The sequence below is a fragment of the Streptomyces griseoruber genome, assembly GCF_001514205.1.
GTDB classification, from domain to species: Bacteria; Actinomycetota; Actinomycetes; order Streptomycetales; family Streptomycetaceae; genus Streptomyces; species Streptomyces griseoruber.
In genome coordinates this window covers 765,652-784,991 of the sequence record NZ_KQ948765.1, presented here as the reverse complement: position 1 = coordinate 784,991, position 19,340 = coordinate 765,652, and the positions used below count along the sequence as shown (strand labels likewise).

Annotated in this window: 22 protein-coding genes and 1 pseudogene; 11 read left to right on the top strand and 12 right to left on the bottom strand. The window is 70.9% G+C overall.

Features of this window, described 5'->3' with window-relative positions:
* Positions 1 to 6: 6 nt before the first annotated feature.
* Positions 7 to 474, bottom strand: coding sequence for a pyridoxamine 5'-phosphate oxidase family protein (locus AQJ64_RS11830; RefSeq protein WP_055635523.1), 468 nt, complete (start codon positions 472 to 474; stop codon positions 7 to 9).
* A 110-nt stretch (positions 475 to 584) separates the two neighbouring features.
* Between AQJ64_RS11830 and AQJ64_RS11825 the strand changes: the two genes are divergently transcribed.
* On the top strand, positions 585 to 1,232 hold the full coding sequence (locus AQJ64_RS11825) for a cysteine hydrolase family protein (RefSeq protein ID WP_055635522.1): 648 nt from the start codon (positions 585 to 587) through the stop codon (positions 1,230 to 1,232).
* Here AQJ64_RS11825 and AQJ64_RS11820 read toward each other — a convergent pair.
* On the bottom strand, positions 1,219 to 1,719 hold the full coding sequence (locus tag AQJ64_RS11820; RefSeq protein ID WP_055635521.1) for a Rieske (2Fe-2S) protein: 501 nt from the start codon (positions 1,717 to 1,719) through the stop codon (positions 1,219 to 1,221). The two genes, AQJ64_RS11825 and AQJ64_RS11820, sit on opposite strands and share 14 nt — an antisense overlap.
* A gap of 192 nt (positions 1,720 to 1,911) precedes the next feature.
* Between AQJ64_RS11820 and AQJ64_RS11815 the strand changes: the two genes are divergently transcribed.
* The 7 genes from AQJ64_RS11815 to AQJ64_RS11785 all read left to right on the top strand — a co-directional run bounded on the left by AQJ64_RS11815 (position 1,912) and on the right by AQJ64_RS11785 (position 7,942).
* Entirely contained in the window at positions 1,912 to 2,676 is a 765-nt protein-coding gene (locus tag AQJ64_RS11815; RefSeq protein WP_055635520.1) for a HipA family kinase, read from the top strand.
* Entirely contained in the window at positions 2,673 to 3,122 is a 450-nt protein-coding gene (locus AQJ64_RS11810; protein WP_055635519.1) for a DUF3037 domain-containing protein, read from the top strand. Before AQJ64_RS11815 ends, AQJ64_RS11810 begins: the two co-directional genes overlap by 4 nt.
* Before the next feature lie 125 nt (positions 3,123 to 3,247).
* Positions 3,248 to 4,009 (top strand): 3-oxoacyl-ACP reductase FabG, encoded by a 762-nt coding sequence (gene fabG / locus AQJ64_RS11805; RefSeq protein WP_055635518.1) that lies wholly within the window; start codon positions 3,248 to 3,250, stop codon positions 4,007 to 4,009.
* Positions 4,010 to 4,021: 12 nt separating this feature from the next.
* Positions 4,022 to 4,777 (top strand): SDR family oxidoreductase, encoded by a 756-nt coding sequence (locus AQJ64_RS11800; RefSeq protein ID WP_055635517.1) that lies wholly within the window; start codon positions 4,022 to 4,024, stop codon positions 4,775 to 4,777.
* Positions 4,778 to 4,976: 199 nt separating this feature from the next.
* Positions 4,977 to 6,557: an ABC transporter substrate-binding protein gene (locus AQJ64_RS11795; RefSeq protein WP_055635516.1), complete on the top strand. Its 1,581-nt coding sequence runs from the start codon at positions 4,977 to 4,979 to the stop codon at positions 6,555 to 6,557.
* Positions 6,558 to 6,647: 90 nt separating this feature from the next.
* Complete coding sequence (gene ung / locus AQJ64_RS11790) at positions 6,648 to 7,334, top strand: uracil-DNA glycosylase (RefSeq protein ID WP_055635515.1); 687 nt, start codon at positions 6,648 to 6,650, stop codon at positions 7,332 to 7,334.
* Between the two features lie 143 nt (positions 7,335 to 7,477).
* On the top strand, positions 7,478 to 7,942 hold the full coding sequence (locus AQJ64_RS11785; protein WP_055635514.1) for a hypothetical protein: 465 nt from the start codon (positions 7,478 to 7,480) through the stop codon (positions 7,940 to 7,942).
* An 86-nt stretch (positions 7,943 to 8,028) separates the two neighbouring features.
* Here AQJ64_RS11785 and AQJ64_RS11780 read toward each other — a convergent pair whose 3' ends face one another.
* The 3 genes and pseudogenes from AQJ64_RS11780 to AQJ64_RS11770 all read right to left on the bottom strand — a co-directional run bounded on the left by AQJ64_RS11780 (position 8,029) and on the right by AQJ64_RS11770 (position 9,776).
* On the bottom strand, positions 8,029 to 8,517 hold the full coding sequence (locus AQJ64_RS11780; protein ID WP_244902647.1) for a hypothetical protein: 489 nt from the start codon (positions 8,515 to 8,517) through the stop codon (positions 8,029 to 8,031).
* A 112-nt stretch (positions 8,518 to 8,629) separates the two neighbouring features.
* Complete coding sequence (locus AQJ64_RS11775) at positions 8,630 to 9,142, bottom strand: DinB family protein (RefSeq protein ID WP_055638936.1); 513 nt, start codon at positions 9,140 to 9,142, stop codon at positions 8,630 to 8,632.
* Positions 9,143 to 9,156: 14 nt separating this feature from the next.
* Positions 9,157 to 9,776 (bottom strand): annotated as a pseudogene (locus AQJ64_RS11770) (TetR/AcrR family transcriptional regulator).
* A 201-nt stretch (positions 9,777 to 9,977) separates the two neighbouring features.
* Here AQJ64_RS11770 and AQJ64_RS11765 point away from each other — a divergent pair.
* Positions 9,978 to 10,889, top strand: coding sequence for a Gfo/Idh/MocA family protein (locus AQJ64_RS11765; RefSeq protein WP_055638937.1), 912 nt, complete (start codon positions 9,978 to 9,980; stop codon positions 10,887 to 10,889).
* Here AQJ64_RS11765 and lnt read toward each other — a convergent pair.
* The 4 genes from lnt to AQJ64_RS11745 form a co-directional block, all read right to left on the bottom strand.
* Positions 10,807 to 12,384 carry an apolipoprotein N-acyltransferase gene (gene lnt / locus AQJ64_RS11760; protein ID WP_059202605.1) on the bottom strand — a complete coding sequence of 526 codons (1,578 nt, stop codon included), beginning with the start codon at positions 12,382 to 12,384 and terminating at the stop codon, positions 10,807 to 10,809. The genes AQJ64_RS11765 and lnt overlap by 83 nt on opposite strands.
* Before the next feature lie 83 nt (positions 12,385 to 12,467).
* Positions 12,468 to 12,932, bottom strand: coding sequence for a nuclear transport factor 2 family protein (locus AQJ64_RS11755; protein ID WP_055637209.1), 465 nt, complete (start codon positions 12,930 to 12,932; stop codon positions 12,468 to 12,470).
* Between the two features lie 69 nt (positions 12,933 to 13,001).
* Complete coding sequence (locus tag AQJ64_RS11750) at positions 13,002 to 13,973, bottom strand: threonine ammonia-lyase (RefSeq protein WP_055637210.1); 972 nt, start codon at positions 13,971 to 13,973, stop codon at positions 13,002 to 13,004.
* 64 nt (positions 13,974 to 14,037) lie between these two features.
* On the bottom strand, positions 14,038 to 14,865 hold the full coding sequence (locus AQJ64_RS11745) for a DUF6585 family protein (protein ID WP_055637211.1): 828 nt from the start codon (positions 14,863 to 14,865) through the stop codon (positions 14,038 to 14,040).
* A 159-nt stretch (positions 14,866 to 15,024) separates the two neighbouring features.
* Here AQJ64_RS11745 and AQJ64_RS11740 point away from each other — a divergent pair, with 159 nt between their 5' ends.
* The gene (locus AQJ64_RS11740) at positions 15,025 to 15,387 is read left to right on the top strand and encodes a hypothetical protein (protein ID WP_055637212.1); all 363 of its coding nucleotides are present in this window, start codon (positions 15,025 to 15,027) and stop codon (positions 15,385 to 15,387) included.
* Positions 15,388 to 15,417: 30 nt separating this feature from the next.
* Here AQJ64_RS11740 and AQJ64_RS11735 read toward each other — a convergent pair whose 3' ends face one another.
* Positions 15,418 to 15,984 (bottom strand): P-loop nucleotide/nucleoside kinase family protein, encoded by a 567-nt coding sequence (locus AQJ64_RS11735; RefSeq protein ID WP_055637213.1) that lies wholly within the window; start codon positions 15,982 to 15,984, stop codon positions 15,418 to 15,420.
* 305 nt (positions 15,985 to 16,289) lie between these two features.
* Between AQJ64_RS11735 and AQJ64_RS11730 the strand changes: the two genes are divergently transcribed.
* A complete protein-coding gene (locus AQJ64_RS11730) occupies positions 16,290 to 17,417 on the top strand; it encodes an AI-2E family transporter (protein WP_055637214.1) in 1,128 nt (375 codons plus the stop codon).
* Between the two features lie 29 nt (positions 17,418 to 17,446).
* On the opposite strand, the gene AQJ64_RS45570 is transcribed toward AQJ64_RS11730, so the two are convergent.
* Both AQJ64_RS45570 and AQJ64_RS11725 read right to left on the bottom strand, forming a co-directional pair.
* Entirely contained in the window at positions 17,447 to 17,626 is a 180-nt protein-coding gene (locus tag AQJ64_RS45570) for a hypothetical protein (RefSeq protein ID WP_079061590.1), read from the bottom strand.
* A gap of 146 nt (positions 17,627 to 17,772) precedes the next feature.
* On the bottom strand, positions 17,773 to 18,648 hold the full coding sequence (locus AQJ64_RS11725; RefSeq protein WP_059202604.1) for an undecaprenyl-diphosphate phosphatase: 876 nt from the start codon (positions 18,646 to 18,648) through the stop codon (positions 17,773 to 17,775).
* Positions 18,649 to 19,340 lie beyond the last annotated feature (692 nt).

Below are 19,340 nucleotides of genomic sequence, written 5' to 3'. Positions count from 1 at the left end.
TGGGCGTCAGCCGTCGCCCAGCTTGCGGAAGTCCCAGGAGACGACCTTCTCCGGCCGCAGCCGCACCCATGCGTGCCGCCCGTCGTGCGGCATCGCGTCCAGGTGGAAGTTCTTGCGCGCGAACAGCGTCTCCACGGCGTCGAGTTCGGCGCACAGCTCGCCCGTGCGCGGAGCCTCGCCCACGAACTCCACGGCGCCGGACAGCTCGACGCCCCGCAGCGACTCGTACTCCTCACCCGTGTCGACCACGATCGCGACCCGCGGATCGCGGCGCAGCTGCGTCCAGCGCTTGCTGCGCACGACGGAGTACAGCCACAGCGCGCTGCCGTCCCACAGGAACCACAGCGCGCTCACGTGCGGGGCGCCGTCGGCGGACACGGTGGCCACACGGCAGGTGCGCTGGGTGGTGAGGAACGCGTCCAGCTCTCCCGGCGACATCATGATCTTCCGGCCCCGGCGCTGAGTGACGGTCATCCGGCCCCCTCATTCTTCTTCTCTTGTCACTGCTTCCCGTGTACTGCTTACCAGTACGACTTTTCTGACACTGTGTCAGAAAGGCAAGTATCCCGACACCAGGGGGAGCCGTGCCGTCGTCCGAAGAGCTCCGGGACCTCCTCGACCCCGACTCCACCGTGCTGCTCACGGTGGAGTGCCAGCGGGGCGTCGTCGGCCCCGGTGCCGCACTGCCCCAACTCGCCGCCGCCGCCAGGGAGTCGGGCGCCCTGGCCCAGGTGGCCCGGCTGGTCGGCGCCGCGCACCGGAGCGGCGTCCAGGTCGTCCACGCCGTCGCCGAGCGCCGCCCCGACGGCCGGGGCGCCAACCGCAACGCGCGCCTCTTCCGCGCCGCCGAGCGCCTGCCCGTCCAGCAGCTCACCGGTACGGACGCCACCCGTGTCGCGCCCCCGATCGAGGTCGCCGGACAGGATCTCGTCGTACGACGGCTGCACGGGCTGTCGCCGATCCAGGGCACCGGCCTCGACGCCCTGCTGCGCAACCTCGGCTGCCGCACCCTGGTCGTGACCGGCGTCTCGGCCAACGTGGCGATCCCGAACGCCGTCTTCGACGCGGTCAACCGGGGCTACACCGCCGTCGTGCCCTCGGACGCCATCGCGGGGGTGCCTGCCGACTACACCCCCGCGATGATCCGCCACACCCTCGCGCTGGTCGCCACGGTCGTGACCACGGACGAGGTGCTCGCGGCCTTCCGGCGGCCGGACGTCAGGCCAGCGTGATCGAGTCGCCGCTGACGGTGATCTTCACCTCGGGCAGTGCCTGGGTCGCCGGACCGCTCTTCACGCTGCCGTCCTCGATCGAGAAGTTGCTGTTGTGGCAGGGGCAGTTGATGACCCCGTCCGCGATGGTCTTCACCGCACAGCCCTGGTGGGTGCACACGGCCGAGAACGCCTTGTAGGTGCCGGCCGCCGGCTGGGTGACGACCACCTTCTGCGAGTCGAAGATCTTGCCGCCGCCCTCGGGGATGTCGGCGGTCGCGGCGAGCGCCGCGCCGGCCGCGCTGTCCCCGCCGCCCGTGCCACCGGTGCTCGCGGCCTCACTGGCCCCTGTCGAACCCGTCGTCCCGCCGGTCGAGGCCGACGAGGAGGAGTCGTCGTCGGACCCTCCGCACGCCGTCAGCGCGACGGAGAGCCCCGCGGCTCCGGCGGCCGCCATGACCGTACGGCGGGCGGGCTTCGACGCGGAGTTGATCGATGCGCTGGTCATGCTGAGGATTTCCTTCCAGAGGGGGTGCGTGGATCTGCCGAGAGGTACGGGCGGTGGACGCCGCTTGTTCAGAACCCTCGCCAAGTCCGGACAGTGTCGAGATATTGACCTTTTCGAGATCAGGCCCGCGTAAGCCAGAGCTGTCGCGGAGCTGTCGAACGCCGTCCCACCAGGCCCCAGTAACCTGGGGCGATGCTCAAGGAAGTCACCGCCACGCGCTACATCACGGCCTTGCGTGAGGGCGGCTCGCTGCCGGGACTCGTCGAGGCCGACGACCTCGGAACGTACGTCATGAAGTTCACCGGCGCAGGACAGGGCCGCAAGACCCTCGTCGCGGAGGTCGTCTGCGGCGAACTCGCCCGCCGGCTGGGCCTGCGGATGCCCCGGCTCGTGACCATCGCCCTCGACCCCGTCCTCGGCCTCGGCGAACCCGACCCGCAGGTGCAGGAGCTGCTCAGGTCCAGCGGCGGCACCAACCTCGGCATGGACTTCCTCTCCGGCGCGCTGGGCTACGACCCCCTCGCCTTCCCGGTGAGCCCCGCGGAAGCCGGTGCGGTCATCTGGTTCGACGCACTGGTCAACAACGTGGACCGCTCCTGGCGCAACCCCAACCTGCTGCTCCGGCAGGGCGACCTGTGGCTCATCGACCACGGCGCCACCCTGATCTGGCACCACAACTGGCCCACGGTCGAGACCTCCGCGGCCCGCCCCTACGACGCCTGCGACCACGCCCTCGCCTCCTTCGCCCCGGACATCGCCGGCGCGGCCGAGCGGCTCGCCCCGCTGGTCACCGCCGATCTGCTCGCCGAGGTCACCGCCGAGATCCCCGACGTCTGGCTCCAGGACGAACCGGGCTTCGACACCCCGGACGACCTCAGACGGGCCTACGCCCGGCCGCTGCTCGCCCGGGCGGCCGTCATCGCCGACCGCATCACCGGCATCGAGGAGAGCAAGTGAGCGAGCGCCACATCCACATGGCCGGCCATGTGGCCGAGCGCCACATCACCCGGTCCGGCCAGGGCGGCGACCGGGACGTCTTCGAGTACGCCCTGCTGAGGGTCGTACCGAGGGTCGAGCGCGGCGAGTGCATCAACGCGGGCGTGCTGGTCTACTGCCGCGCCCGGGCCTATGTCGGCGCCCGCACCCATCTCGACGAGGCACGGCTGCGCGCCCTGGACCCGGGCGCCGACGTGGCCGGGATCAGGGCGGCGCTGGCGGCCGTCGAGGGGGTGTGCGGCGGCGGCGCGTCCGCCGGGCAGGCAGCCGGCGACGACCCGGGACGGCGGTTTCGCTGGCTGGTCGCGCCGCGCTCGGCGATGGTGCAGCCGGGGCCGGTGCACACCGGACTCACCACCGATCCGGCGGGCGAGGCCGAGCGGTTGCTGGACCTCCTGGTGAGGTAATGGATCACACCGGCGCCGTGTGGCGTTGACACCGGGTGCCAGGGCTTCTAGCGTCACGTCTGCCGAAGGTACTAAGCGGTCGCTCACCGCACCACAGGTTCTCTCAAGGGCGAGGAGACACAGGAATGTCCACCACTGAACAGCGGGTCGCCGTAGTCACGGGCGCGGCGCGCGGCATCGGAGCCGCCACCGCCGTACGGCTGGCCGCCGAGGGCCGCGCGGTCGCCGTGATCGACCTCGACGAGGCCGCCTGCAAGGACACCGTGGAGAAGATCACCGCGGCCGGCGGCAAGGCCGTCGCGATCGGCGCCGACGTCTCCGACGAGGCCCAGGTCGAGGCGGCGATCGCCCGTGTCGTCGCGGAGCTGGGTGCCCCGACGATCCTCGTCAACAACGCGGGTGTGCTCCGCGACAACCTGCTGTTCAAGATGAGCGCCTCCGACTGGGACACCGTCCTGAACGTGCATCTGCGCGGCTCGTTCCTGATGTCCAAGGCCATCCAGAAGCACATGGTCGACGCGGGCTTCGGCCGGATCGTCAACCTGTCCTCCTCCTCCGCGCTCGGCAACCGCGGCCAGGCCAACTACTCGGCCGCCAAGGCCGGTCTGCAGGGCTTCACCAAGACCCTCGCCATCGAACTCGGCAAGTTCGGCATCACCGCCAACGCCGTCGCCCCCGGCTTCATCGCCACCGACATGACCGCCGCGACCGCCGCCCGGGTCGGCATGGGCTTCGAGGAGTTCAAGGCCGCCGCCGCCACCCAGATCCCCGTGGCCCGCGTCGGCGAGCCCGACGACATCGCCAACGCCATCGCCTTCTTCACGAACGAGGCCGCCGGCTTCGTCTCCGGCCAGGTGCTGTACGTCGCCGGCGGACCGCTCGACTAGGGACCAGGAACCATGACCGTGGAACTCTCCGGCAAGGTCGCGCTCGTCACGGGCGCGAGCCGTGGCATCGGCTACGGCGTCGCCGAGGCCCTCGTCGCCCGCGGCGACCGGGTCTGCATCACCGGCCGCAACGAGGACGCGCTGAAGGAGGCCGTCGAGCAGCTCGGCGCCGACCGGGTCATCGGCGTGGCCGGCAAGGCGCACGACCTCGACCACCAGACGGCCGCCGTCGAGGCGACGATGGAGGCCTTCGGCCGCGTCGACTACCTCGTCAACAACGCGGGCACCAACCCGGTGTTCGGGCCGATCGCCGACCTCGACCTCGAGGTGGCGCGCAAGGTCTTCGAGACCAACGTGGTCTCCGCCCTCGGCTTCGCCCAGAAGACCTGGCACGCCTGGCAGAAGGACAACGGCGGCGCGATCGTCAACATCGCCTCCCTCGCGGGACTGTCGGCCTCGCCCTTCATCGGCGCGTACGGCATCAGCAAGGCCGCGATGATCAACCTGACCCAGCAGCTCGCGCACGAGTTCGCGCCCCGCGTACGGGTCAACGCGATCGCCCCGGCCGTCGTGAAGACCAAGTTCGCCCAGGCCCTGTACGAGGGCCGGGAGGCGGAGGCGGCCGCCGGCTACCCGCTGGGCCGGCTCGGCGTGCCGTCCGACATCGGCGGCACCGCCGCCTTCCTCACCTCCGAGCAGTCGGACTGGATCACCGGTCAGACGCTCGTCGTCGACGGCGGCATCCTGCTCAACGCCGGTGTGGCCTGAGTCTCATCGGACACCGCCGCGGGCCCCGGTTCCTTGACGGAAACGGGGCCCGTGTCCATTCCCCGACCCGCCCAGGGGCATGACAACGTCGTCACGATTTCTCCCTGATCAATAACGCTTTCCCCTCACCGGTTGAGCCTTTCCAGGCCTGCGGTATGGTCTGGCCACTCTTGGCATGGCTTTTACGAGGAGCGTGTGCGTGTTCTACCGGAATCGATCGTTGCAGCATGTAGCGGTGATCGCGTCCCTGTCCCTGGTGAGTGGATGCGGTCTTCTGGGAGACGAGAGCTCCGATGACGCCGGGCCGATCGTCGTGGGCACCACCAGCTCTCCGAGCACGCTGGACCCCGCGGCCTCCTGGGACAGCTCCTGGGAGCTGTTCCGCAACGTCTATCAGACGCTTCTGAACTACAACCCCGGTGGAACCACCCCCGAACCCGACGCCGCCGAGAGCTGTGAGTTCACGGACAGCAAGAGCACCGTGTACAGCTGCACACTGCGCGAGGGCCTGAAGTTCTCCAACGGGCACACGCTGGACGCCAAGGCGGTCAAGTACTCGTTCGACCGGATCAAGAAGATCAACGTCAACGGCGGACCCGCGGGCCTGCTGGGAACGCTCTCCCAGGTGCAGACGAAGGGCGACCGCGAGGTCGTCTTCCGTCTCAGCCAGCCCGACGCCACGTTCCCCCTGGTGCTCACCACGCCCGCCATGTCGATCGTGGATCCCGAGGAGTATCCCGCGAACGCGCTCCGCAAGGACGCCGGGATCATCGGCTCCGGACCGTACCGGCTCCAGTCCTACGACGAGGGCAAGCAGGCGGAACTCGTCCGCAACGACAACTACAAGGGCATAGCGGACCTGAAGAACAACGCCGTCACCATCCGCTACTTCCAGCAGTCGGACGAGCTGGTCAAGGCCCTCAAGAGCAAGGAGATCTCGGTCGTCTACCGCGGTCTCGGCGCCTCCGACATCGTGGACATCGACACCAACCAGAACGCGGAGGGGCTCCAGCTCGTGGAGAACCCCACCACCGAGATCAGTTACCTGGTGTTCAATCCCAGCGACCCGTGGGCCGCGAAGCTCGCGGTCCGCAAGGCCATCGCCCAGATCGTCGACCGCTCGGCGCTCGTGCACAACATCTACAAGGACACCGTCGAGCCGCTGTACTCGATGGTCCCGGCCGGACTCACCGGCCACACCACGGGCTTCTTCGACGACTTCGGGAACCCCAGTGTGACCAAGGCCAAGGCGCTCCTCAGGGAAGCGGGGATCACCGAGACCGTCCCGTTGACCCTCTGGTACACCACCGACCGCTACGGCTCGACGACCAAGCCCGCCTTCGAGGAGCTGAAGCGGCAGCTGGAGGCCTCCGGCCTCTTCAAGATCACCCTCAAGAGCCGCCCGTGGAAGACCTACGTCAAGGGCTACCAGGACGGCGAGTACCCGGTGTTCGGGCGCGGTTGGTTCCCCGACTTCAACGACGCCGACAACTTCATCGCGCCCTTCGTGGGCGAGCAGAACGCGCTCGGGACCCCGTACAAGGCCCCGGTGATCACCGACAAGCTGCTGCCGGAGTCGCGCGCGGAGAGCGACCGCGGGGCGGTGACACAGGAGATCGAGGACGCGCAGCAGATCTTCGTGAACGACGCGCGCCTGCTGCCGTTGTGGCAGGGCAAGCAGTACGTGGCCGCGGACGAGGAGATCTCCGGCCTCGAGAAGGTCATCGACCCGGCGACCATGATGACGATGTGGGAGCTGTACCGGAAGACGAGCTGGTAGCGGGCCCGAAGCACGGTCCGTGGCGCCGTTGTCAGTGGTCGCCTGTAGGTTCTGTGGTGAGCAAGTGACCGCACAACGGAGGACGTTGACGTGACCGACATCGCCATGCTGCCCGAGTCCTGGCGCGGGGTCCTGGGCGACGAGCTGCAGCAGCCCTACTTCAAGGAGCTGACCGAGTTCGTCGAGGAGGAGCGAGCGAAGGGTCCCGTCTACCCTCCGCGCGAGGAGGTGTTCGCCGCGCTCGACGCCACGCCGTACGACCAGGTGAAGGTCCTCGTCCTCGGCCAGGACCCGTACCACGGCGAGGGCCAGGGCCACGGCCTGTGCTTCTCGGTGCGGCCGGGCGTCAAGATCCCGCCCTCCCTGCGCAACATCTACAAGGAGATGCACGCGGAGCTGGGCACGCCCATCCCGGACAACGGCTATCTGATGCCGTGGGCCCAGCAGGGCGTCCTGCTGCTGAACGCGGTCCTGACGGTCCGCTCGGGGGAGGCGAACTCGCACAAGGGCAAGGGCTGGGAGAAGTTCACGGACGCGGTGATCCGCGCCGTGGCCGACCGGCCCGACCCGGCGGTGTTCGTCCTGTGGGGCAACTACGCGCAGAAGAAGCTCCCGCTGATCGACGAGTCCCGGCACATCGTGGTCAAGGGCGCGCACCCCTCCCCGCTGTCGGCGAAGAAGTTCTTCGGCTCCCGCCCGTTCACGCAGATCGACGAGGCGATCGCGGCGCAGGGCCACACCCCGGTCGACTGGACGATCCCGAACCTGGCCGACTGAGCCCGTGCCGCCGCGCCGGTTCCTCCGGGGGCCGGCCCGGTGCCGCCTGACCGGGATCGCCGCCCGCTGCCGTTAGCGTCGTGCATGGGCGCGGTGCCGTCCCGGGGACGCGGTGCCGTCGCGAGGACGCTAAGGAGGACGACGTGGCGGAGCGACAGGAACAGGTGGCGCCCGACGCCGTGCTGACGCGGATCGGGCAGGTCGTCATGCTGCATCACGGGGGAGACCGCGAGGAGGCCCGCCGCAGACTCCTCGACCTGTGGACCGAGCTGGGCGAGGACGGCGATCCGCTGCACCGCTGCACCCTCGCGCACTATCTGGCCGACACCCAGGACGACCCGTTCGACGAACTGGCCTGGGACCTGCGGGCCCTGACCGCCGCCGAGGAGCACGAGGAATCCCCCGCCGTACGGGCCCTGTACCCCTCGCTCCATCTGAACCTGGCGGCGGACTACGTCAGACTCGGCCGTGCCGGAGCCGCCCGCACCCATGTGCGCAGGGCACGCGGGGCGGCCGGTGTCCTCGGCGACGACAGCTACGGCGACGGCGTGCGGGCGGCGATCAGCAGAATGGAACTCCGCCTGGGCGAGGGCGGCGCGGAGGGCTAGGACCAGTCCCGGACGCGCCGCAGGGTGGGTGATCGGCCGGCCCTGGGGGCCTGTCGTTTCCTGCGGCCTGATCCGGACGACAGCCCCTAGCGGTGGCCGTACACCTGTCGGCAGGCCAGCGCCTCCGGGCTGTCGTCGCGCCAGCCGCCGTACTTTCTGCCGAGGGCGCACACATCGGTGTTCCGGCGGATCTCCGTCTCGACGTCCGGGACATCGACGTGCCGCGGTACGCGCCTGCGCGGGTCCGGATGCGCCGGCCTGGGGCGCGGGTGCTGGGGGTGGGCGCGGTACGCCGGCGCGTGTCCGTCCGGGACGGCGGACGGGGCCGGCCGGTGCCGTTGACGGAGTGTCGTGGCCGCCCGCTCCCGGGCCGGCCCGACCATCTCCAGCGCCTCACGGGCCGGCGCCTGGACGACCTGGGGTTCGGCGTCCGCCCCGGGGCGGGGCGCCGACGGCGGGGACGGCACGGCGGCGGGCGGGCCGGGCACGGGCGGGCGCTGGACGGTGACGCAGCCGGAGAGGGCCGAGAGGGCCATCACCAGGAGCGCCGCGGTTGTCGTCGTCGTTCGATGCACCCGCGCAACTCTGCTGGTTCCGGCCGGGCGCGCGACATCGGACGGGCGCAGGTTGCCCCGCACGGGTGAACACGTCCCCCTCAGGGAGGGCTCGGCCCCGCCGGCGCTGACGTCACTCGCCGGTCGCGCCGTCGATGCGCTCGCGCAGCAGGTCGGCGTGGCCGTTGTGACGGGCGTACTCCTCGATCATGTGCGTGTAGATCCAGCGCAGGTTGAACGGCTCCTTCGTATGCCTGCTGGTGCCGCGCGAGAGGTCGTCCAGGGCGAAGCCGGCCGCGCACCGCCGGGCCTCCGCGATCTCGGTCTGCCAGGTGGCGTACGCCGCCTCCCAGGTGTCCTCCTCGGTGAGATGGAACTCGCCGTCGGGGTCGGCCTCGCTGTAGTGGATCGGACCGAGGTCCTCGCCCACGAGCACCTTGCGGAACCAGCCGCGCTCCACGTCCGCCATGTGCCGGACCAGCCCCAGCAGCGACAGTTCGGAGGGCGGCACCGCGGCGGTGCGCAGCTGGGCGTCGGTGAGCCCCTCGCACTTCCACTCGAGCGTCTGGCGGTGGTAGTCCAACCAGCCTTCCAGCATGGCGCGTTCGTCGGCGTTCTGGGCGGGCTCGGTGCGCTGAGTCGTCATCCCCGCATGATCGCTCACCGCATCAGCGCGCGACCACGGGTTTTCGGCGGCCCGGCTCTCCGGGCGTTGCAGCCGCCCAGCATCCCGCCGAGCAGCTCCCGCACTCCCGTGCGCACCTCGTCCAGGCCGGGGGCCGGGTGCTGGAGGACCCGGCCACGCAGGAGAACGTCGGCGCGTCCGCCCAGGCCGCCGGCGACAGCGCGTGCCGGGCCGGGTCGGGTGAGCCGAACGCCGCCGCCGGGGCCGTCAGCCGGTCGCGGAAGACGGCGCCGGTCGTGTCGTGGAACGCGCGCAGACCGGGGCGCCGGGTCGCCTCCAGGGCGAGTTCGCGGCGGGCGACGAGCAGGTCGCGGTGGCCCGTCAGCGAGCGGTGCACCGCCAGGGCCAGGGCGGCGGCCGGTCCGTCGAGGCCGCCGGCCGGATCCGGCATCTCGTCCAGGCCCAGCACCCGTGCCTCCCGCTCGGCGAGCCGCCGGACGGCGAGGCCGAGCAGGGCCTCGCGGGTGCGGGCCGGATGGGAGGTGGAGCCCTGCGGCAGCCCCGCGGCCTCGTCGACCGCCCGATGGGTCGGCCCGCGCATCCCGCGCTCGGCGACGGCCAACCCGGCCGCCGTCGCCGTACGCGACACCCTGATCGCCGCGCTGTCGGCGGCGGGACCCGCGCTGTTCCTGCGCAGCTCCGACGGGATCGCCGGCTGGCGGCCGCCGCAGCCCCCGTATGCTGCGGTGGAGGCCCGCGGTTCGAGGTGGTTCGAGATGAGCCCGGGATGAGTCCGGGATGAGTCCGGGATGAGTCCGGGATGAGTTCGGGACGAGTGCGACATGAGGGAGCGCCCGTGAAGGTCGGCTGCATCGGACTCGGTGACATCGCGCAGAAGGCGTACCTGCCGGTCCTCGGCGCGCTGCCCGGGATCGAGCTGCACCTGCAGACCCGCACGCCGGCCACGCTCGACCGGGTCGCCGACGCCTACCGGCTGCCCGCCGACCGGCGCCACCGCGACCTCGACGCACTGCTCGCCGCGGGCCTCGACGCGGCCTTCGTGCACGCGCCCACCGGCGCCCACCCCGAGATCGTCGCCCGGCTGCTGGAGGCGGGCGTCGCGACGTACGTCGACAAACCGCTGGCGTACCGGCTGGCCGACTCCGAGCGGCTGGTGGAACGCGCCGAGCGGCACGGAGTGTCCCTGGCCGTCGGCTTCAACCGCCGCTTCGCGCCCGGCTACACGCAGTGCGCCGACCATCCGCGCGACCTGATCCTCCTCCAGAAGAACCGGGTCGGCCTGCCCGAGGAACCCCGCACGATGATCCTCGACGACTTCATCCACGTCGTCGACACCCTGCGCTTCCTGGCCCCGGCCCCGGTCGACGACGTCACCGTGCGGGCCCGGGTCGAGGACGGGCTGCTGCACCACGTCGTCCTCCAGCTCTCCGGGTACGGCTTCACCGCGCTCGGCGTGATGAACCGGCTCAGCGGCTCCAACGAGGAGATCCTCGAGGTCTCCGGCCAGGACACCAAGCGGCAGGTCGTCAACCTCGCCGAGGTGATCGACCACAAGGGCCAGCCGACCGTGCGCCGACGCGGCGACTGGGTGCCGGTGGCCCGTCAGCGCGGGATGGAGCAGGCGGTGCTGGCCTTCCTGGACGCGGTGCGGGCGGGCAGGGTGCTCAGCGCCCGGGACGCGCTGGCGACCCATGAACTGTGCGAGCGGGTGGTCCGAGCGGTGCGGGAACAGTCCGCCGCAGCCTGATCGCCCGCGCCCCTTCCGTCAGCCCCAGCGCCACCAGCACCAGCAGGGCTCCGTGGACCGGCCAGTCGCCGTAGCGGACGTACGGGGTGACGCCGTCGGCGAGCGGGACGTCGTACACGGCCGCGGTGCTCGCCTCCGTGCCCAGCCAGGGGCCGAGGCGCCGGCCGCTCGCGTCGTACACCGCGGAGTCGCCGGTCAGCGTGGTGTGCACGAACGATCGACCGGTCTCGGCGGCGCGCAGCGCGGCCAGGGAGGCGTGCTGCGCGGGCGCCCAGCTGTGCTGGAACGTGGAGGTCGAGGACTGCGCGACGAGGAGGTCCGCGCCGTCCTCCGCGAGATGGCGGCTCATGTCGGGGAACGCGGTCTCGAAGCAGATCATCGGCCCGATCCGCAGCCCCGGCCCGATGTGCATCACCACCTGCTCGCCGCCGCGCCGCCGGTCCTCACCGGCCGCCTTGCCGACCGAGGTCGCCCAGCCGAACAGCGAACGCGCCGGTATGTACTCCCCGAACGGCACCAGCCGCATCTTGTCGTACCGGTCGCCGGTCGGGCCGTCCGGACCGACCAGGATCGCACTCTTGTAGATACCGGGCCGGTCCGAGCGGCGCGCGTCGACGTTGACGAGAATGTCCGCACCCGTGGCCCGCGACAGCTCGGCTATCCGCGTCGCCAGCCCCGGATGGTCCCCGAGGTCGTACCCGACACTGCTCTCCCCCCAGACGATCAGATCGACGTCCTGTCCGATCAGCCGCCGGGTGAGCCGCTCCTCGACGTCGAAGCGGCGCTGGGTCCCGTCCACCACCCCCGGCTGGACGACGGCGATCCGCGCCCGTCCCTCGACGTCGGGGCGCGGCGCCCACACCCAGGCCGCCGAGGCGGTGGCCGCCGTCGCGACGAGCCCGGCGAGGGCCGGCGTCCGCGAGCCGGGCACGGAGACGATCACGGCGACGGCCACATTCACCGCCACCACCAGGAAGCTCAGCAGCCACACCCCGCCCACCGACGCGAGCCGCAGCGCGGGCTCCACCTGCCACTGACTGGAGCCGAGCATGCCCCAGGGCCCGCCCAACCCCTGCCAGGACCGCACGAGTTCGACGGCCAGCCAGGCGGAGGGCAGCACGACGAGCGCGCCGCAGACCCGCCCCCGGGCCGGCGTCCCGGACCCGCTCGGGGCGAGAGAACGGCGCACCAGCCAGCCCCAGGGCGCCCACAGGGCACCGAGCAGCGCGGCGATCACGAGCGTGAACACATGCAGGCTCGGCAACAGCCAGTGATGCATCGCCAGCATGAAGCCGAAGCCCCCGCACCAGCCGTCCCGGGCCGCGCGCCGTCCGGTCGGCGCGGAACGGATGAGCAGCATCCAGGGGACGAGGGCGACGTACGCCCACCACCACAGGGCGGGCGCCGGGAAGGCGAGCACCGGCAGCGCACCGGCACCCGCCGCGGCGGCCGAGCGCCGCCAGGGGGAGGTGAGCCAGTGGCCGGACGCGTTCATGCGGCACCTCCTACCCCGTGGTGCCCTCCAGTGTGCGCCCCGACGGACGATCTCCGACAGGCTGCTTTCGGGCGCGCCCGGCGTCACGCCGTCGGCAGGCGCCGCCACTTCTCCTCGACGACCACCTCACGCAACCGCCAGCCGTCGTACGTGCGCAGCAGCCCGAAGGAGTAGCGCCCCCCGCAGACGAAGTCGGGTGCCCCGCCCTCGTCCCCGTGACCGGCCAACCGCATCGGATTGACGTAGTCGGCGCCGACCCGGGCGGTGTCGCCCGCGTCCTGCTCCCGGACCCCGAACCGCACGCGCCGGTTGACGATGAGGTGCTGCCGCATCGAGAACAGGCGCAGATTCTCCGCGAGCCACGCCGCGACACTGCCGACGTCCCCCTCGATCCCGCCCGCCGAACGGTAGTCCGCCCGTCCGTCCGGTGTGAACAGTTCCCGGTACGCCGCCCAGTCGCCGTCGTCCACGGCCACCGCGTACTCGGTGACCAGTCCGTCGACGGCCAGCCGATCCATCACCGTGGCGAGCTCCACACGCTGCGTCATGGGCCGAGTGTTGGGCATCCACGCTCCTGAGCCAAGGGGGCGTGCGGCGAACGGCGACATTCACCGGGTTCACAGCGAAGCCGCACCGACCCAGTGGTGATAGGCGTCCACGTCAACGTTGCTCCCGCAGACGATGGTGACGATGTGTCGGCCGGCGAAGCGGTCACGGTCTTCGAGGATCGCCGCGACGCCGAGCGCGGCCGACGGTTCGACGACGAGGCCGGCGTGGTCGAGGAACATCCTCATACCGGTGATGATCGACGCCTCCTGGACCAGGACGGCGTCGTCGGCGACCAGCAGCAGGTCGGTCAGGGCGGCCGGGACGGGACACCGGCCGGCGACGCCGTCCGCGATGGTCTCGGTCGAGTCGGTGGTGACGACGCGCCGTTGGCGCCACGAGTGGGTCATCGCCGGTGCGCCCAGCGGCTGGACGCAGATCACCTCGACCCCGGGTGCCAAGGCCTTCACCACATGACCCACGCCGGTGGCCAGCGCGCCGCCACCGAGGGCGATCAGGACGGTGTCGAACGACGGTGCGGTGTCCACCAGTTCCAGGCCGATGGTCGCCGCGCCCTCGCAGGTCTCGATGTCCAGACTGTCTTCGAGCAGCCGGATGCCCTCGTACCGTGCGAGGGCCGCCGCCCGCTCGCGAGCCAGCTCGTGGTCGCCGTCCACCAGCTCCAGCCTGGCCTCCAGTGCGCGGATACGGTCAAGCTTGGCCGCAGTCGCGAAGCGCGATGCCACGACGGTGACGTCGAGCCCCCGGCCACGACCGGACCAGGCGAGGGCCTGGCCGAGGTTGCCCGCGCTGGCGCAGACCACGGCTCGCGCGTCACTGTCGGCGAGCAGACTCGCGACGACCTCGGTGCCGCGGGCCTTGAAGCTGCGGACCGGGTTCGCCGTTTCGAGCTTGATGCTCACCGCGCACCCGAGGGCGGGTTCCAGCGCCTCGCAGCGGTACAGCGGACTGTCGAGAAAGACCGGGTCGATCACCCGGCGTGCCGCCCGGATCCGAGCGGTGTCGAGACGCGTCTTCCGCACGGCACAGGAGCGTAGCGCCGCCGTCGACGGAGCGACGGCCGCTTCCCGTGGATCAGCATCTCACTCAGCCGGGCTGCCGCGCAGCCCGCCGCAAGGCGTCCGCCACGGTGAGGAACAGAACGGGGTCCGGCACGCCGGAGACCGGCTCCCGCACCGGCTTGCGCTCACCGGTGATCACCACGCAGATGGTCGATCCCATCAGCTCGACCTCGCTGATCCTCCTCCAGTCCAGGACAGTTCCCCCGTGTTCGAGTCCGGCCGGACCCACCGTGAACGGACCGAACGCCACTCGCCCACCGGCCTGCAACACCTCGGCGAGTTCGGCCAGTCGGGCCGTGGCGTCCTCTTCCGCGATCCGGTTCTGGACCGCGGCCCAGCCGTTCGCGATCAGGGAGCCGATCTCCTGCGCGCCGGGCGTGTCACCCGACACCATGAAGTTGCCGGCCTGCATCTGGACGTACACGGAGTACGTGGTGGACATCTTGACCCCGTTGCGTACGAGGTCCGTCGCGTGTCGCTGACATCCGGTGATCTCGTCCCAGGCCCCGGCGATCGGTGCCTGCGAGCCGTACTGGTAGACGACGCCGTGGTCGAAGACGGCACACCAGGCGACCGGTCTGAACCGTGCGGCCAGGGGGACGGCGACCGCCCCGAGGAAGGCGCACCCGCCGAGGATGATGAAGAGGATCGCGTTCGTCCACTCACTCTCGTCACTGATGACGAAGACCATCATCACGCAGAACCCCGTGACCAGGAGGAGCATGAACGAGCCCCACCAGGCCACCGAGCTGGTCTGTGTGCGAAACGCGTACCGGGCGGCGCCGAGCTGCCGCCGAGCCGCCGCGCCCGGCACGGTGGCCGGGATCTCATCCCACAGGTTTTGAGCCCCCATCGTCACTCCCACCGCGTGCTGCCGTTCCCCAACAGGCCTGTCAACAAGGTGAGTTGACGATCCCGCGTGCCATCGCGATGCTACGGCGTCTGGCTGGAAACCGGTAGTCGCCTGTCGTACGATCTCCCGCTGACGGCCGACGCAGCCTGGGGGACGTACATGGAGAAGCCGGACGACCGCATCGCCTCCGTCCCGCGCTTCGCCGCTGAACTCGTCGCCTGGGTCGCGACTCCGTGGGCCCTGTCCACCCACTCGTGGCCGCTCGCTGTCGTGGCCGTGGTGGTACTGGTCGGCCTGCCCACCGTTTTCTCCACTCCGGGGGACAAGGCACAGGTGATCGTTCCCGTTCCCGGCGTGGTCACCATCCTGCTCGTGCTGCTCCAGCTCGCCGCCGCCACGATCGCCGCATGGGTGGTGTGGCCCACCTACGCGGCAGTCCTGGTGTCCCTCCTGGCGGTCACGACCCTTGTCACGGAACGCCGACGCTGGCGGTGGCTGCTCTCCACCCGACACGACGGCTGAGTGGCGCGCACCGCGAGACCGACAGGTCGATCACGGCGTCGCACCCTGCCCAACGGCGCGGGGCGGGACGGACACGCGGGCCAGTACCTGGTCGGCCAGGTTTCGCGGGGGCAGTGCGCCGTTCAGGAACACGGTGCTGGTGGGCAGGGTGTCCACCGCGGCCATGCACGGTGCGATCCGGTGCTTGGCCCAGCTCCGGATCTGTTCGTCCCGTTCGGGATCGTCAGGGCAGAAGGAGCGGCCCTCGATGCGCTTTTCCAGCTCCTGCCGGGAGACCTTGAGGAAGAAGTGGTGAACCTCGATGCCGGCGTTCTGCAACGCGTCGAAGATCTCGCTCACATAGCCGGGGTTGACCAAGGTCATGGGAATCAGGAGCGGGCGGCCGTACTCCTCGACCAGCCCCACCGCCAGGTCGGCGACCTGACGCCGCCACAGCCGCAGGTCCTGGAAGTCGCCGGTCGGCACCTCCACGATCTTCCGCAGTACGAAGCCGACCATCTCCGGGTCGTAGACCAGTGCCTCGGGCCAGCGCGGACGCAACTCGTCCACCAGCGTGGTCTTCCCGCTGCCGAACGCACCGTTCACCCAGACGATCAACACGATCCTCCCGCCCCGTTGCCTCGCATGCCGCGCCAGTAGGCGTACTACAGCACGTTTCAAGGGCTCGACGGTGTTCCATGCCCGGGGCGGACAGCGGTGGGCCGGATCGAAACGCTCGGGCGGTCCGGACTCGCCGCTCGGGACTGCGATGACGACGACGGTTCCGAGCGCTGTGCTCACCGCGCCGACGGCTGACCAGACATCCCCGATCCGTGCAGTACGGCACTGTGCCGAGCCGTTGCACAGGTGGCCCGTCGGGCCCTGGTCACAGGGGGTGCCGAGGCCGGCCATAGGGTGATCGCATGTCTGCCCCGCTGAGTTCCGCGAGAAGCCGCGCCGCGCTGCGTGGATCGGCGCGTGTTTCCGGTGAGTTGCTGCTGGTCCTCGTGATGCTCACGGTGGCGCTGTGGGTGCTCGGTCGGATGTGGTCGGTGGTGTGGCCGCTCACCGTCGCCCTGTTTCTCACCACTCTCACCTGGCCGCCGACCCGGTTCCTGCGTCGGCGCGGCTGGCGGCCGGCTGCCGCGGCGTCGCTGGTGACCCTGCTGTTCGTCCTGGTCGTGCTGGGCATCCTGGCGCTGATCGCCGTACCGGTCGCCTCGCAGTCCGGTGAGCTGACCGACGGGGTGGTCGCCGGTATGCAGAGGGTGCGCGAGTGGGCCGAGGGGCCGCCGCTGAACATCGGTGACGAGCAGATCGCCGGTGCCTTCGACGCGGCGGTCGACCGCGTTCAGAGCAGCGTCGGCAGTGTGGTCGGCACGGTCGCCTCGGGAGTGGGCACGGTGGTCGACGGCGTGGTCACCGCGGTCCTGGCGGTCTTCCTGATGTTCTTCTTCCTCAAGGACGGCCCGCGGTTCCTGCCCTGGCTCACCCGCCAGTTGCCCGGCCGGTTCGCCACCGACGTCCCGATCGTCGCCCTGCGCGGCTGGGAGACCCTCGGCGCCTTCGTCCGCTCCCAGGCGCTCGTCGGTGTGCTCGACGCCGTCTTCATCGGTCTGGGCCTGTGGATCCTGGGGGTACCGCTGGTGCTGCCGCTGGCGGTGCTGACGTTCGTCTCCGCGTTCGTGCCGATCGTGGGGGCCCTGTTCGCCGGTTTCGTGGCCGTTCTCATCGCGCTGGTGTCGAACGGTCCGACGGACGCCCTCGTCGTGCTGGCGATCATCGTGGTGGTGCAGCAGCTGGAGGGCAATGTGTTCCAGCCGATGATCCAGAGCAGGGGGCTCGGTCTGCACGCGGCGGTCATCCTGCTCGCGGTGACGCTGGGCGGCAGTCTCGCCGGGATCGTGGGCAGTCTGCTCGCCGTTCCGGTCGCCGCACTGATCGGGGTGGTCTGGAACTACGTACGGGAGCAGCTCACCGAGCCGGAGGCGCCGCAGGAAGAGGAGGGCGGGGAGCCCGAGGGAGCGCCGGCCCCGGTGGTCGCCGGGTGAGGCCCGGCGGCCTTGCCCCGGGCCGGCCTTCAGGCCGCCTTGACCATCTCTCCGCGGATGGCCGCTGCCCACTCCACCACCAACAGCTCGTACTCCGCCCGTTCCTGGGCCGACAGCGAGCCGCCCGCGCGCAGCCACAAGGACCGGATCCGCTCGTTCACCTCGGAAGCGGACCGCACGGAACCAGGGGCATCAGAATTGGGGGACATGGCTGTCAGCGTAGGGGGCGCAACTGACAGCGCGCTATGCCCCCGCTACGTGAACCGTTATGGGCTTGGTCACGGTTGATCGATCAACCGGACGGCTCCGCCCGGGAGTTCGGAGATCTTCCGGACGGGCCGCCGCCGGGCCTGACTCAGCCCGCCGACTCCGCCGCGTGCGGGCTGAGTGCGCCGGTCGCGACGAGGGCGATGATCACGGCGCCGAGGGCGACGCGGTAGTAGACGAACGGCATGAAGGATTTGGTGGAGATGAATTTCATGAACCAGGCGATCACGGCGTAACCGGACGCGAACGCGATCACCGTCGCGAACAGCGTCGGACCCCACGCCACATGGCCGGTCTCCAGCGCGTCCTTCACCTCGAAGGTCCCGGAGGCCAGGACGGCCGGGATGGCGAGCAGGAACGAGTAACGGGCCGCCGCCTCACGCTTGTAGCCCATGAACAGGCCGCCGCTGATGGTGGCACCGGAGCGGGAGACGCCCGGGATCAGCGCGCAGGCCTGGCAGAGACCGAAGATCAGACCGTCCCGGACGCCCAGGTTCTCCAGCTGCTTGCGCTGCTTGGGCGCGCGGTGCTTTCCGCCCGTCTCGTCACGTGCGGCCAGCCGGTCGGCTATGCCGATGACGATGCCGATCACCACGAGCATGGTCGCGGTGACCCGCAGATCGCGGAACGGGCCCTCGATCTGGTCCTTGAGCGTGAGGCCCAGCACACCGATCGGGATCGAGCCGACGATCACCAGCCAGCCCATCTGGGCGTCGTGGTCCTTGCGCATCGTCTTGTCGAACAGGGACTTCGACCAAGCGGCGATGATCCGCCCGATGTCCTTGCGGAAGTAGATCAGCACCGCTGCCTCCGTGCCGATCTGAGTGATCGCCGTGAAGGCTGCGCCGGGGTCCTTCCAGCCCGAGAAGGCTGCGGTCAGCCGCAGATGTGCGCTGGAGGAGACGGGGAGGAACTCGGTCAGCCCCTGGACGAGTCCGAGGATGAGCGATTCAAACCAAGACATGAGGTTAAGGAGTCCAAGCGCCGATCGGAGCGAGGCGACGGGCGACGGCCGCCCGCGCGCGGTGATCAAGGGTGTGCCAGGGGGAAGCGTAGCGGTCCCGGGAGACAGCCCCACCACAGGGGTTTCGTAGGCGCCGGGGGAGGGGGCTGACGGCACGGGCGGGGTGCGGGGCACGGGGCAGGGGATGGGAGTCGGTGAGTGGGGCAGGGGGGAGCGGGCGGCCCGTCGAGCCGGGCCGGGGAAGAGCGAGCAGCCGGCCGGTTCCGTGATGTTCCGGTGGCCGGCCCGGGCCGGGTACTGACGGTGGGGCGGCGGAGGTCTGGCGGCCCGTCGTCGGGAATGTGCCGACCGTCTGGTCGGGCGGAGGGACCGACGGTCGGTCTGACCGGCTCCCGGCGATCGGCCCGGGCAGCTCCCGTCCGCCGATCCGCCCGGCTCCCGTCCGCCGATCCGCCCGGCTCCCGACGTTCGCTCCGTGCGACCCCCGCCCGCCGATCCGTGCGGCTCCCCGGCCAACGCTCCCGCAGGCTCCCGCCCCCCTTCGTCGCCCCGGCCCACTCCGGCCGGTCGGAACAGTCGTCCCCTCGACGGGAGGCGAGGAGAGGCGCGGATGGTTGACCGGCCCCAGGGGCGCCGCATACGTTGCTGCCGAGCGGAAAGCGCTTGCTGAGCGTGCTTGCTGCTCCGTTTGC

Coding starts and splice junctions, on each gene's coding strand:
- lnt (WP_059202605.1), bottom strand. CDS start 12,384: ATGAACGCGTCCGGCCACTGGCTCACCTCCCCCTGGCGGCGCTCGGCC.
- AQJ64_RS11800 (WP_055635517.1), top strand. CDS start 4,022: ATGACCGTGGAACTCTCCGGCAAGGTCGCGCTCGTCACGGGCGCGAGC.
- AQJ64_RS11830 (WP_055635523.1), bottom strand. CDS start 474: ATGACCGTCACTCAGCGCCGGGGCCGGAAGATCATGATGTCGCCGGGA.
- AQJ64_RS11775 (WP_055638936.1), bottom strand. CDS start 9,142: ATGACGACTCAGCGCACCGAGCCCGCCCAGAACGCCGACGAACGCGCC.
- fabG (WP_055635518.1), top strand. CDS start 3,248: ATGTCCACCACTGAACAGCGGGTCGCCGTAGTCACGGGCGCGGCGCGC.
- AQJ64_RS11740 (WP_055637212.1), top strand. CDS start 15,025: ATGGAGAAGCCGGACGACCGCATCGCCTCCGTCCCGCGCTTCGCCGCT.
- AQJ64_RS11745 (WP_055637211.1), bottom strand. CDS start 14,865: ATGGGGGCTCAAAACCTGTGGGATGAGATCCCGGCCACCGTGCCGGGC.
- AQJ64_RS11730 (WP_055637214.1), top strand. CDS start 16,290: ATGTCTGCCCCGCTGAGTTCCGCGAGAAGCCGCGCCGCGCTGCGTGGA.
- AQJ64_RS11755 (WP_055637209.1), bottom strand. CDS start 12,932: ATGACGCAGCGTGTGGAGCTCGCCACGGTGATGGATCGGCTGGCCGTC.
- AQJ64_RS45570 (WP_079061590.1), bottom strand. CDS start 17,626: ATGTCCCCCAATTCTGATGCCCCTGGTTCCGTGCGGTCCGCTTCCGAG.
- AQJ64_RS11820 (WP_055635521.1), bottom strand. CDS start 1,719: ATGACCAGCGCATCGATCAACTCCGCGTCGAAGCCCGCCCGCCGTACG.
- AQJ64_RS11725 (WP_059202604.1), bottom strand. CDS start 18,648: ATGTCTTGGTTTGAATCGCTCATCCTCGGACTCGTCCAGGGGCTGACC.
- AQJ64_RS11815 (WP_055635520.1), top strand. CDS start 1,912: ATGCTCAAGGAAGTCACCGCCACGCGCTACATCACGGCCTTGCGTGAG.